This is a genomic window from Variovorax sp. efr-133-TYG-130 (genome assembly GCF_030208835.1).
In the GTDB taxonomy this organism is placed as follows: domain Bacteria; phylum Pseudomonadota; class Gammaproteobacteria; order Burkholderiales; family Burkholderiaceae_C; genus Variovorax.
Window position 1 is genome coordinate 321980 of record NZ_JARVTD010000004.1, and the last position, 11913, is coordinate 333892.

An 11913-nucleotide genomic window follows, 5' to 3' on the forward strand; every position below is an offset into this window, starting at 1 on the left:
GTTCATCCCGAAAATGTTTGAGGCGGCGTGCCTCGGCGCTCGGCCGCCGGCGGCCTGGCGAGCAGCACGGTGCAGGCGCTCGATGCCGCCGCCATCAGCCAGAAGACGAAGAACGCCGCCGTGTACAGGCTCTGGCGGGACATCCGCAGCGCATCGGCGCCGCAGAAGGTGTTGAGCGGGTCGAACAGCGCGAACACCAGCACCTCCATGCCGCAAGCCACCAGGAAGGAGGGCCAGAGGATGGTCGCCAGCTGGCGCCACCCGTTCATGACCCGGGTCTCCCCGACGGCGGCGGCACATCCTCGGCGGGCGTGAGCGCATGGTTTCGCCCTGCGAGCGCGGGCATGAGTTTCTTGTCGCCCAGCGTCTTGTTGATCTCGATGCCCTCGCGGTAGTAGTCCTCGGACACCAGTGCTTCGGGGCGGGAGAGCGCGAGCCAGAGCGTCACGAAGCCCGCGACCACCACCACCGCGGGCCCCGCGATCACCATCCAGAGCATCGGGTAGCGCCACCATGCGAGCGCCGCGGGTTCGGTTGTTGTTGTTGCCATCGTGTTCATCTCGACCTTTCAGCGCGGCACCAGGAAGACCGCTTTTTCGGAGACCTGCACCGCGCCACCCTCTTCCCGGATGTCGAAGTGCACCGTGTGGGAGCCGGCCGGCGCTGCGCCGTAAGGCACCTGCAGCCGCACCGCGACCCAGCGCGACTGGGCCGGCTCGACCGCAACCGCTTCGTCCGGCGAGACACTGAGGCCCTCGATGCCGTGCGCGGCGATCCGGTAGCGCTGCGGCTGCTCGGTGGCGTTCATGATCTGGAGCCGGTAGACGTTCTCCAGGCGCCCGCCTTCCACGATGCGCGCGAGCGATGCGCGGTCGCGCACCACGTCCACCTTCAGCGGCGTGCGCGTGACGAGGCTGGCCAGCAAACCGGTCACCAGCAGCGCGAGGATCGCCGCGTAGACCAGCACGCGCGGGCGCAGCACGCGGCGCAGCAGCTGGCGGCGGCTCCAGCGGCCTTCCATGCCGTTGTGCGTGTCGTAGCGGATCAGCCGCGGCGCATAGCTCATCTTCGTCATGACGGTGTCGCAGGCATCCACGCACAGGCCGCAGCCGATGCATTCGTACTGCAGGCCTTCGCGGATGTCGATGCCGGTCGGGCACACCTGGACGCACAGGCCGCAGTCGATGCAGTCGCCCAGCGCCAGCGTGCGCGGATCCGGCCCCTTGCGGCGCGGCGCGCGCGGCTCGCCGCGTGCGGGGTCGTAGGTGACGATGAGCGTGTCGCGGTCGAACATGGCGCTCTGGAACCGCGCATAGGGGCACATGTACTTGCAGACCTGCTCGCGCATGAAGCCGGCGTTGCCGTAGGTGGCCAGGCCGTAGAAGAAGACCCAGAACACTTCCCAGGAGCCCATTTGCGTCTGCAGGAAGGCCATGCCCAGCTCGCGGATGGGCGTGAAGTACCCCACGAAGGTGAACCCGGTCCACAGCGCGATGCCGATCCAGATGATGTGCTTGGCCCACTTCTTCACCAGCTTCTCGAGCGACATCGGTTCGGCGTCCAGCCGCATGCGCGCGGTGCGGTTGCCCTCGATCCTGTGCTCCACCCACATGAAGATCTCGGTGTAGACCGTCTGCGGGCAGGCGTAGCCGCACCACAGGCGGCCCGCCACTGCGGTGAACAGGAACAGCGACAGCGCGCTGATGACCAGCAGGCCCGACAGATAGATCAGGTCCTGCGGGTACAGCACCAAGCCGAAGATGAAGAAGCGGCGCGCGGCCAGATCGAACAGCACCACCTGCCGCCCGCCCCACTCCACCCAGGGCATGCCGTAGAACACGAGCTGGGTCAGGAACACCATGGCCCAGCGCCAGCGCGCGAACACGCCGCGCACCGTGCGGGGATAGATCTTCTTCGAAGCCTCGTAGAGGCCGACCTCCTCGGCTACCGGTGCGCTGGCAATGGGAATGATCTTGCGCGGCATGGACGCGCGGCCTCAGGGTCCGGCCGCCGCGGGCGCGGCGGCGGCGGTGGTGTTCGAGTTCGAGAAGCCCCACACATAGGAGGCCAGCAGCTTGATCTGGGCCTCGGTCAGACGGCCCTGCTGCGCCGGCATCTCGTTGCGCTTGCCCTCGTTGATCATCTGGATGATGGCGGCCTCGCCGTAGCCATGCAGCCAGATCTTGTCGCTGAGGTTGGGTGCCCCCAGCGCCTGGTTGCCGACGCCGCCGATCCCATGGCAGGCCGCGCAGGCCGTGAACTTCGACTTGCCGAGGCCCGCGCGCACCGAATCATGCGGCTCACCCGACAGGCTCAGCACGTAGTTGGCCAGGTTCTTCACGTCCTCCGTCGTCCCGACCGCCGCGGCCATGGGCGGCATGACGCCGATGCGCCCGTTGGTGATGGTCTCGACGATCTTGTCGGGCGCGCCGCCGTGCAGCCAGTCGTTGTCGGTGAGATTGGGAAACCCCTTGCTCCCGCGCGCATCGGAGCCATGGCACTGGGCGCAGTTGTTCATGAACAGGCGCTCGCCGATGGCCCTGGCCTGCGGGTCGCGCGCCACCTCCTCGACTGGCATGGCCGTGAAGCGGGCATAGACCGGGGCGAGGGCCTGCGTGGCCTGGGCGACCTCGGCGTCATAGGCGCTGCGCGAGCTCCAGCCGGACTGCCCCCCGAAGCTCCCCAGGCCGGGGAAGACAGCCAGATAGCCCAGGCCGAAAACAATGGTCAGCACGAACAGCCCGATCCACCACATCGGGAGCGGGTTGTTGGCTTCGCGCAGGTCTTCGTCCCAGACATGGCCGGTGGTGTTGTCGGCGCTTGCCGGCACGCGCTTTCGCGCCGTCAGCCACAGCAGCAGCACGCAGCCGAGGATGCTCAGCAGCGACGCCACGGCAACGTAGTTCGACCAGAAATGGCTGATGAAATCGCTCATGTGGGGTCTCCTTCAGTCCTGCTCGAACGGCAGGCGGGCCGCTTCCTGGAAGTCGCGCGCATTGCGCCGCGAGTACGCCCAGATCACGATGCCGATGAAAAGCACGAAGCAGACGACGGTGGCGGCGACGCGCAAGGTGGTGATGTCGATCATGGTTTCGCTCCTTCGCTGCCTACTTGAGCGCCAGGCCCAGCGACTGCAGGTAGGCCACGGTGGCCTCCATCTCGGTCTTGCCCGTGACCTCTTCCCGGGCCTTGGCGATCTCCGCGTCGGTGTAGGGCACGCCGGCGACGCGCAGCGCGCGCATGTGGGCCGGCAGGGACTCTGCGTCGACCAGGCTCTTTTCGAGCCATGTGTAGGCCGGCATGTTCGACTCGGGCACGAGGTCGCGCGGATTGTTCAGGTGGATGCGATGCCATTCGTCGCTGTACTTGCCGCCCACGCGCTGCAGGTCGGGCCCGGTGCGCTTGCTGCCCCACTGGAACGGGTGGTCGTAGACGAACTCGCCGGCCACGGAGTAGTGGCCATAGCGCAGCGTCTCCGAGCGGAAGGGGCGGATCATCTGCGAGTGGCAGTTGTAGCAACCCTCGCGCAGGTAGATGTCGCGCCCGGCGAGCTGCAGCGGCGTGAGCGGCTTGACGCCCTGCACCGCTTCGGTGGTGGACTTCTGGAAGAACAGCGGCACGATCTCGACGAGGCCGCCGATGGCCACGACCACCAGGATCAGGACGATCATCAACAGGTTGTTGGTCTCGATCTTCTCGTGGGAGAAGCCGGTGGACGCGGGTGTCTTGGGGTTGTTCATGGATGTCCTCAGGCGTGGGCGATGGCGGGCGGAACACTGGCGCGCACCGAGAAGCCCGAGATGACGGTCATCCAGACGTTCCAGGCCATCACCAGCATCCCGCTCAGGTAGAGCAGGCCGCCGATCAGGCGCACCACGTAGAACGGGAAGGTGGCCTTCACGCTCTCCACGAAGGTATAGGTGAGCGTGCCGTCGGGGTTGATGGCGCGCCACATCAGGCCCTGCATCACGCCGGCGATCCACATGGCCGCGATGTACAGCACGATGCCGATGGTGGCGATCCAGAAATGCGCCTCGATGGCCTTCACGCTGTACATGGTGGTGCGGCCGTACATGCGCGGGATCAGGTAGTACAGCGAGCCCATGGTGATGAAGCCCACCCAGCCGAGCGCTCCGGAGTGCACATGGCCGACGGTCCAGTCGGTGTAGTGGCTCAGGGCGTTGACCGTCTTGATGGACATCATCGGTCCTTCGAAGGTCGACATGCCGTAGAACGACAGCGCCACGATCAGGAAACGCAGGATCGGATCGGTGCGCAGCTTGTGCCAGGCGCCCGAGAGCGTCATCACGCCGTTGATCATGCCGCCCCAGCTCGGCGCCAGCAGGATCAGCGAGAACACCATGCCCAGCGACTGGGTCCAGTCGGGCAGCGCGGTGTAGTGCAGGTGGTGGGGCCCCGCCCACATGTAGGTGAAGATCAGCGCCCAGAAGTGCACGATGGACAGCCGGTACGAATACACCGGGCGGCCCGCCTGCTTGGGGATGTAGTAGTACATCATCCCCAGGAAGCCGGCCGTGAGGAAGAAGCCGACGGCGTTGTGGCCGTACCACCACTGCACCATCGCATCCTGCACGCCCGCATAGGCCGAGTAGCTCTTCATCCAGCCGGCGGGAACCACCGCGCCGTTCACGATGTGCAGCAGCGCCACCGCGATGATGAACGCGCCGTAGAACCAGTTGGCCACGTAGATGTGGCGGACCTTGCGCCTGCCGATGGTGCCGAAGAACACGATCGCATAGGCCACCCAGACCACGGCGATCAGGATGCCGATGGGCCATTCGAGCTCGGCGTATTCCTTGCCTCGGGTGTAGCCCAGCGGCAGGCTGATGGCGGCCGCCACGATCACCAGCTGCCAACCCCAGAACACGAAGGAAGCGAGCGCGGGCGCGAACAGCCGGACCTGGCAGGTGCGCTGCACCACGTGGAAGCTCGTGGCCATCAGCGCGCAGCCGCCGAACGCGAAGATCACCGCGTTGGTATGCAGCGGCCGCAGCCGCCCGTAGCCGAGCCATGGAATGCCGAGGTTGAGTTCGGGCCATGTCAGCTGGGAGGCGATGATCACGCCGACCAGCATGCCGACCACCCCCCAGACCACGGACATGAGAGCGAACTGCCGCACGACCGTGTCGTCGTATGTCGCGGCGGGTGGGTGCGTTGCTTGCATCGTCGGGCCTCTTGTTGGATGACGGGAAGTCTCTCCGGGGCCCCGCTCGCGAGCCTTGATGCAAATCAATCGTTGTGCAGGATGCGGTCGCCCTCGACCTCGATGTCCTCGAACTGCCCGCGCTCGATCGCCCACCAGAGCCCGCCGAGGATCGCGAGCACCAGCACCACGGACAGCGGGATGAGCAGGAAGAGGATGTCCATCAGCGCACCGCCGGGCCGGCGGCGGCGAGCCGCGCCGCGTTGAGGACCACCACGAGCGAGCTCGCGGCCATGCCGAGGCCGGCAAGCCACGCCGGCAGCCAGCCGGCGACGGCGAGCGGCACGCACAGCGCGTTGTAGCCCGCGGCCCACGCGAGGTTCTGGCGCACCACGCGCACGGTCCGGCGTGCCTGCGCGATCGCCTGCGGAATGGCGCACAGCCGGTCCCCCAGCACGACGAAGTCTGCGCGCGCCCGCGACAGCGGCACGGCGCGGCCGAAGGCGAAGGAGGCGTCCGCGCGTGCCAGCGAAGGGCCGTCGTTCAGCCCGTCGCCCACCATCGCGATTCGCCGGCCCTCGGCCTGCAGCCGCCACAGCACGTCGAGCTTGTCCTCCGGCGTGCAGCCGCCCTGCGCGAAGGCAATGCCGGCCTGCGCGCCCACGTCCTTCGCCGCGCTGTCGCGGTCGCCCGACAGCAGCCGCACCGTCACGCCCTGCGCACGCAGGGCCGCCACGGCCGCACCGGCATCCGCGCGCAGTTCCTCGGCCAGCACGAAGCTGGCGACCCATCCCTGTGCGTCGCGCAGATGGACCTGCGCTGCTTCCACCTGCAGCGGTGGCACGCCGCAGAACGCGGCCGATCCGAGGCGCACGTGCCGCGGAGCGCCCGAGCGATCGCGCACGCGCTGCATGAGGCCTTCGAGCCCGAGGCCGGCGGTCTCGCCGGCATGCGCCACGTTCCAGCCGGGCGGGGTGCGGAACTGCGCATGCCATGCCTTCACCAGTGCCTGCGCGACCGGATGCAGCGATTGCGCCGCGAGCGCAGCCGCCATCTCCAGCGCATCGCCGGGTCGCAGGCCCTGCCGGCAATAGATGCGCTCCAGGCGCAGCACGTCGCCGGTCAAGGTGCCGGTCTTGTCGAACACCACGGTGTCGACGGATGCCAGGGCCTCCAGCGCCTGCAGGTTGGACGTCAGCACGCCGCCGCGCGCCAGCGCGCCGGCGCTCGCGAGCATGGCGGCCGGCGCCGCCAGCGAAAGCGCGCACGGGCAGGTCACGATCAGCACCGCCACCGCCACCATCAACGCCCGGCCCGGGTCCACCCGCCACCAGAACGCCGCGGCGCCCACCGCGCAAGCCAGCACCACGACGAGGAAAGGCCGCGCCACCCGGTCCGCCAGCAGCGCCAGGCGCGGCTTGTTCAGGGCCGCGCTTTCCATCAGTCGCGCGATCTGGGCAAAGCGCGTGCCCTCGCCCACCGATTCGATGCGCACCTGGACCACCGCCGACAGGTTGTGGCTGCCGGCCAGCACACGGTCGCCGCAAGGACGCGGCACTGGGCGTGATTCGCCGGTGAGCAGGGCCTCGTCCGCGCTGGTGTCGCCGTCGATCACCACGCCGTCGGCCGGGAACGCCTCGCCGGGGCGCACCCGGACCACGTCGCCGGCGGCGAGCCCGCGCGCGGCCACGCGGACCCAGCTGCCGTCGCGGGCCAACCGCTCCACGCTGTCGGGAAGCCGGTGCATCAGGGCCTCGAGCGATCCGGCGGTGCGCTCGCGCAGGCGCGCCTCCAGCCAGCGCCCGGTCAGAAGGAAGAAGACGAACATCGTCAGCGAGTCGAAATAGACCTCGTGGCCCAGCGGCCCGCCGCTGTCGAAGGTGGCGGCGCTGCTGACGGCGAAGGTCGCGAGCACGCCGAAGGCCACGGGCAGGTCCATGCCGATGCGCCCCGCGCGCAGGTCGCGCCAGGCGCTGCGAAAGAATGGACCGCAGGAGAACAGCAAGACGGGCAGCGTGAGCACCCAGGAGGCCCAGCGCAGCAACTGCGCCGCGTCGGCCGTCATGTCGCCGGGCCTGGCGATGTAGGCCGGGTAGGCGTACATCATGACCTGCATCATGCAGAAGCCCGAGACCAGCCAGCGCCAGAGCGCCATGCGCAGTTCGCGCGCGCGCTGCCGGCTCGCCGGCTGGCTGTCGGCGGGAAGCAGCGGGTAGCCGGCCGCGGCCGAGACCTCGAACCAGCGCGAGGGCCGCGTGGCCGCGGCAGACCACACCACGCGCGCGCGCCTGCTCGCGGCGTTGACCTGCGCTTCGATCACGCCCGGCACTTTCCGCAGCGCATCTTCGACGGTGAAGGCGCAGGCGGCGCAGTGCATGCCCTCGACCGCGACCTGCGAGGCCCATCGGCCCGTGGCCGCATCCCCCTGCTCCAGCTGGCTGAAGGCCGGCCACTCCAGCGGGTCGTCGAGCAGCCGCCAGCTCTCGGCTGCGGCCGTTGCAGCGGGTGCGGAGGATGGATGCGGAGAGAACGAGGCGAGCGCGGCTTGCATCGCAGCGAGGCTAAGGCCGGACTCGGCCGCTCTTGTTGATCTGCATCAACGCGCGGGGCGCGGGCCTGCCTAAGCTCGCGCAACACCTTCCCCGGAGACCCCTCATGTTCAAACGCATCCTCGTTGCCACCGACGGTTCCACGCTCTCGAAGAAGGCCGTGACGAGCGCGATCGCACTCGCCGCCCGGAACGACGCCGACCTCGTGGCGCTCAACGTGATTCCGCGCTATCCCAGGAGCTACCTGGAAGGCGCCATGACTTTTTCGGCGGAAGACATCGGGCGCATCGAGAAACAGTGGGCCGAGAAGGCACAGGCAATGCTCGACACCGTGAGCGCGCGCGCCAAGGAAAGCGGCGTGCGGATCAAGACGGCGACGGCCAACTCCGACCTGGTGGCGGAATCGATCATCGCGGCGGCCAAGAAATACAAGAGCGACCTGATCGTGATGGCCTCGCACGGACGCAAGGGCATCAAGCGCCTGCTGCTGGGCAGCGAGACGCAGCACGTGCTGGCGCACTCGACGCTGCCCGTGCTGGTGCTTCGCTAGTGCGTTTCCGAAGATAGAGAGTCAGGGAGTCGCGCGTCCGCGCGACCTCCCGAACCTGCCTCCCCGCTCCCCTGCCCGCGGGGATTGCCCGCGACCGTTCCGGCCGTCCGGCAGCCTGACCTTCCGACTCATCTGAAGCGGCGGTTTTCGCTCGCTTTCGAAATAGGAAGGGATTTCCATAATGGAAATTATTTCCACAAAATTCCTATGATCGCCTCCGGCCGACTCCGTGACAGCGGAGCCGCCGGCCAGCACCAGCAGAGCGCTCGCACCTCTGCGCCATCGATCAGAACGAGGAGACTCCCTTGGAATTTGGCAAATCTTTGACTTTCAGGCTTGCATCGACTGCGGCCCTGGCACTGGCCGTGACCGCATGCGGAGGAGGAGACGGCGGTGGCGGCGGCATCCCCTTCACGGCCCTGCCCGCTTCGCCGGCCGCACCCAGCAGCCCGGCGGCGCCCGTCCAGGAGGCGCCGCCCGCGCCGGCGGACCCGGTCGCGGAGGCGCCCGACGACAGCTTCGACACCTACTACAACGTCTGCAGAGGCACGAACCCCAAGTGCTACAACGACTGGGGGGCCTTTGCCACCACGCCGGACCGGGTGCTCGTTTATTCGCGCACGGCCGGCCCGCGGCATGCAGTGCTGGGCACGCCGATGGCGGCCGGCCTGAACCCCGTGATGAACCCGGACAACGTGATGCAGGCGGGCCTGGTGCGCATGCTGTCGGCCGAGGGCATCACCGTCGACTGGACGGAAGACGTCGCGATCCTCAGCGGCCGCATCAACAACTACAAGGCGATCATCTTCGCGAGCTCGAACCGGGACACCTTGTGGAACGGCGCGGTCAGCACGAGCCAGGACGCGGCGCGCACCGCGCTGCGCAACTACATGCGCCGCGGAGGCGGCTTCGTCGGGCTGCACAACGCCTTCGGCGCGGAATACAACTGGCCCTACTACGAAGGCCTGCTCGGCAACGCGAACTTCTACAACCACGGTCCGAACCGCGGCGGCGATGTCGAAATCGTCTCGGACGATCCGTCGACGAAGGACGTGCCCAAGCGCTTCTCCTTCCAGGACGAGTGGTACAACCTGATGCCCTTCCCCACCAAGGTGAAGTTCCTGGCCAAGGTCGATACCTCGACCCTGAAACCGCTCACCTCGGCGCCGCACCCGGGCCACGCCGACTTCCATCCGGTCGCGTGGTGCCAGTACTACGACGGCGGCCGCGCATGGCTCACGACCCTCGGCCACAACGCCCACTCGTTCACCGCCGACCTGCAGGGCGTCGGTGCCATCGAGTTCCAGAAGCTCGTCGTCCAGGGCGTCAAGTCGGCCATGGGCCTCACGCCTTTCTGCACCGAGTAACGCCGGCAACCGTTCACGGGACAGACATTCATGAAGCAAAAATCATTGGTCACGTTGCTGATTTCCTGCGGCGTGCTCGCATCGCCATTGCTGATCACTGCCTGCGGCGGCTCGAGCGGCGACGGCGCACCCTTCCTGCCGGTAGCGCCGGCTCCCGCGCCGCCACCGTCATCCAGCGCGCCGCCGCCGCCAGCGCCGCTCCCGGCGGCCGGCGCGCCAGCGGCCGACCTGTCGGACTGCTGCACCGCCGGCGACAAGGACTTTCCCAAGGTGGGAGGCAACCTCGGCAACCAGAACTATTCCAGCCTGCGCAAGATCGACAAGGCCGCGATCGGCCGATTGGGTGGCGCCTGGGTCAACCAGATCGAAGGCGGCATGACCACCGGCAACAACCAGAGCACGACGGTGGTGGTCGATGGCGTCATCTACATCGAGTCCGCCCTCGGCAACGTGATCGCGGTGGACGGCAAGACCGGCCTCACCAAATGGAAATGGACCACACCCTACGGCGGCATCACCCGCCGCGGCGTGGCCGTCGCAAAGGACCTGGGCCTGGTGTTCACCGTGGCCACCGGCAACCGCCTGGTGGCCCTGCGCACCGACACGGGCGCCATCGCCTGGATCAAGCAGTATCCGAGCAGCACCACCGACCCCGACTATCAGGGCGCACTGCAGAAGGTGGCCCTGGTCTATCACGACAAGCGCCTCTACCTGGGCACCAACGACGGCAACCGCGGCGCCGCCTTCTCCGCCGATGCACTGACCGGCAAGGTGCTGACGTCGTTCTGGGGCGTGCCGCGCGCCGGCGAGATCGGCTACGACACCTGGGGAGGTGCCGCCGAGTCCGATCGCACGGGCGCGACACCCTGGATCCATCCAGCCGTGGACCCGGAGCTGGGCCTCGTCTACTGGACCTTCGGCAACGTGCGTGGCGGCTCGTCGCAGAACGGTTCCGCACGTCCCGGGCTGAACCTGTTCGCCAACTCGATCGTCGCCCTCGACCTCAAGACCGGCGAGTACAAGTGGCACTTCCAGTCCGTCCACCACGACATCTGGGACATGGACAACGTCATGTCGCCGGTGCTCGCGGACGTGAAGATCGACGGGCGTGATCGCAAGGTCGTGATCTACGGCAGCAAGACCGGCATGTACTACATCCTCGACCGAAAGGACGGCAGCGCCCCGCTGGGCATCGACGAAGTGCCGGTCAAGCAGGATGCCCGCCAGGCCAGCTGGCCCACGCAGCCCATGCCGCGCCAGGGCGCCTGGACCGAGACCTGCATCGTGGACCAGCCGCTGGGCACGGCGATTCCGGGCGACCCCAACCGCGCGGTGCCGAACTATGTGAAGGGTTGCCTGTACGACGCGCATTGGGACGTGCCCATCCTCTCCATTCCGGGGCACGGGGGCGGTGCCAACTGGAACCACCAGTCGTACAGCCAGCGCACCGGCCTGGTCTACACGGGCATGGGCTACGTGTCCGCCGCGCACTCGCTGACCGAGGCGAGCAACGGCCTGCGCCCGCCAGGCACCTACATGACGGGCGCCGTGGTGGCCGTCGATCCGGGCACCAACCTCGTCAAGTGGAAGAAGCAGATGCCGTACTCCCTTGCGCACGGCAACGGTATCCTGACCACGGCGTCCAACCTCCTCTTCATCGGCCAGCCCGACGGCAACCTGCTGGCCATGGATGCCAACGACGGCAGCGAACTGTGGCGCTTCCAGACCGGCGCCGCGATCAGCGCCAGCCCGATCACCTACGAGATCGACGGCGAGCAGTACGTCGCCGTGTTCTCTGGCGGTACGAGCATTCCGTATGGCGACTCGGCCCCTCGGGGCGACCGCCTGTGGGCGTTCAAGGTCGGTGGCACGGTGCAGCCGCCAGCAACGCCGATTCCGCCCGTCGTGCGTCGCCCGGTGTCGGGGTCGGCCGTGGAAGGCGCGGCGCTGCCCACCCCCAACACGGTGTTCCTGGCACGTGTGCAGACCGCCGGGAACGCGCCCGGGGCTGCCGAGTCGACGGCGGTCAACGCCATGACCCCGACCTTCATGCGCGTGCCGGTGAACACCACGGTGACCTTCACCAACCCGGCCGACAACGCCAACACGCACTGCGCCACCCAGTTCTTCGAGGGCCGCTTCAACTTCAGGCTGGCGCCTGGACAGTCCGCGAACCACACCTTCGACGCGCCCGGCGAGTACTTCTACAACGACTGCCACAGTCCGCGCCCCACGGGCAAGATCGTCGTGTACTGATCTGCGTCCTTCGCAGGATCCATGCAA

Annotated in this window: 12 protein-coding genes; 3 read left to right on the top strand and 9 right to left on the bottom strand. The window is 68.0% G+C overall.

Features of this window, described 5'->3' with window-relative positions; all coding sequences use genetic code 11:
* Positions 1–2: 2 nt before the first annotated feature.
* From QRN67_RS07985 to QRN67_RS08025, 9 genes are all read right to left on the bottom strand, one after another.
* Positions 3–269, bottom strand: a complete 267-nt coding sequence (locus tag QRN67_RS07985) for a hypothetical protein (RefSeq protein ID WP_285411369.1) — start codon at positions 267–269, stop codon at positions 3–5.
* The gene (locus QRN67_RS07990; RefSeq protein ID WP_285411370.1) at positions 266–550 is read right to left on the bottom strand and encodes a FixH family protein; all 285 of its coding nucleotides are present in this window, start codon (positions 548–550) and stop codon (positions 266–268) included. Before QRN67_RS07990 ends, QRN67_RS07985 begins: the two co-directional genes overlap by 4 nt.
* An 18-nt stretch (positions 551–568) precedes the next feature.
* Complete coding sequence (gene ccoG, locus QRN67_RS07995; protein ID WP_285411371.1) at positions 569–1984, bottom strand: cytochrome c oxidase accessory protein CcoG; 1416 nt, start codon at positions 1982–1984, stop codon at positions 569–571.
* 12 nt (positions 1985–1996) lie between these two features.
* The gene (ccoP, locus tag QRN67_RS08000; protein ID WP_285411372.1) at positions 1997–2935 is read right to left on the bottom strand and encodes a cytochrome-c oxidase, cbb3-type subunit III; all 939 of its coding nucleotides are present in this window, start codon (positions 2933–2935) and stop codon (positions 1997–1999) included.
* 12 nt (positions 2936–2947) lie between these two features.
* Positions 2948–3088, bottom strand: a complete 141-nt coding sequence (locus QRN67_RS08005; RefSeq protein ID WP_081267746.1) for a cbb3-type cytochrome oxidase subunit 3 — start codon at positions 3086–3088, stop codon at positions 2948–2950.
* A 19-nt stretch (positions 3089–3107) separates the two neighbouring features.
* Positions 3108–3740 carry a cytochrome-c oxidase, cbb3-type subunit II gene (gene ccoO / locus QRN67_RS08010; RefSeq protein WP_106938439.1) on the bottom strand — a complete coding sequence of 211 codons (633 nt, stop codon included), beginning with the start codon at positions 3738–3740 and terminating at the stop codon, positions 3108–3110.
* A gap of 8 nt (positions 3741–3748) precedes the next feature.
* The gene (ccoN, locus tag QRN67_RS08015) at positions 3749–5185 is read right to left on the bottom strand and encodes a cytochrome-c oxidase, cbb3-type subunit I (RefSeq protein WP_285411373.1); all 1437 of its coding nucleotides are present in this window, start codon (positions 5183–5185) and stop codon (positions 3749–3751) included.
* 65 nt (positions 5186–5250) lie between these two features.
* Positions 5251–5388 (bottom strand): cbb3-type cytochrome oxidase assembly protein CcoS, encoded by a 138-nt coding sequence (gene ccoS, locus QRN67_RS08020; protein WP_081267749.1) that lies wholly within the window; start codon positions 5386–5388, stop codon positions 5251–5253.
* Positions 5388–7715, bottom strand: coding sequence for a heavy metal translocating P-type ATPase (locus tag QRN67_RS08025; protein WP_285411374.1), 2328 nt, complete (start codon positions 7713–7715; stop codon positions 5388–5390). The genes ccoS and QRN67_RS08025 overlap by 1 nt, the downstream gene beginning before the upstream one ends.
* A 104-nt stretch (positions 7716–7819) precedes the next feature.
* On the opposite strand from QRN67_RS08025, the gene QRN67_RS08030 reads away from it, so the two are divergent.
* The 3 genes from QRN67_RS08030 to QRN67_RS08040 all read left to right on the top strand — a co-directional run bounded on the left by QRN67_RS08030 (position 7820) and on the right by QRN67_RS08040 (position 11886).
* Positions 7820–8263, top strand: a complete 444-nt coding sequence (locus QRN67_RS08030) for a universal stress protein (RefSeq protein ID WP_081267751.1) — start codon at positions 7820–7822, stop codon at positions 8261–8263.
* Positions 8264–8568: 305 nt separating this feature from the next.
* Positions 8569–9630 carry a ThuA domain-containing protein gene (locus QRN67_RS08035; RefSeq protein ID WP_234383088.1) on the top strand — a complete coding sequence of 354 codons (1062 nt, stop codon included), beginning with the start codon at positions 8569–8571 and terminating at the stop codon, positions 9628–9630.
* A 30-nt stretch (positions 9631–9660) separates the two neighbouring features.
* Positions 9661–11886 (top strand): outer membrane protein assembly factor BamB family protein, encoded by a 2226-nt coding sequence (locus QRN67_RS08040; RefSeq protein ID WP_285411375.1) that lies wholly within the window; start codon positions 9661–9663, stop codon positions 11884–11886.
* Positions 11887–11913 lie beyond the last annotated feature (27 nt).

Coding starts and splice junctions, on each gene's coding strand:
- QRN67_RS08040 (WP_285411375.1), top strand. CDS start 9,661: ATGAAGCAAAAATCATTGGTCACGTTGCTGATTTCCTGCGGCGTGCTC.
- QRN67_RS07990 (WP_285411370.1), bottom strand. CDS start 550: ATGGCAACAACAACAACCGAACCCGCGGCGCTCGCATGGTGGCGCTAC.
- QRN67_RS07985 (WP_285411369.1), bottom strand. CDS start 269: ATGAACGGGTGGCGCCAGCTGGCGACCATCCTCTGGCCCTCCTTCCTG.
- QRN67_RS08025 (WP_285411374.1), bottom strand. CDS start 7,715: ATGCAAGCCGCGCTCGCCTCGTTCTCTCCGCATCCATCCTCCGCACCC.
- ccoP (WP_285411372.1), bottom strand. CDS start 2,935: ATGAGCGATTTCATCAGCCATTTCTGGTCGAACTACGTTGCCGTGGCG.
- QRN67_RS08005 (WP_081267746.1), bottom strand. CDS start 3,088: ATGATCGACATCACCACCTTGCGCGTCGCCGCCACCGTCGTCTGCTTC.
- ccoO (WP_106938439.1), bottom strand. CDS start 3,740: ATGAACAACCCCAAGACACCCGCGTCCACCGGCTTCTCCCACGAGAAG.
- QRN67_RS08030 (WP_081267751.1), top strand. CDS start 7,820: ATGTTCAAACGCATCCTCGTTGCCACCGACGGTTCCACGCTCTCGAAG.
- ccoS (WP_081267749.1), bottom strand. CDS start 5,388: ATGGACATCCTCTTCCTGCTCATCCCGCTGTCCGTGGTGCTGGTGCTC.
- ccoN (WP_285411373.1), bottom strand. CDS start 5,185: ATGCAAGCAACGCACCCACCCGCCGCGACATACGACGACACGGTCGTG.
- ccoG (WP_285411371.1), bottom strand. CDS start 1,984: ATGCCGCGCAAGATCATTCCCATTGCCAGCGCACCGGTAGCCGAGGAG.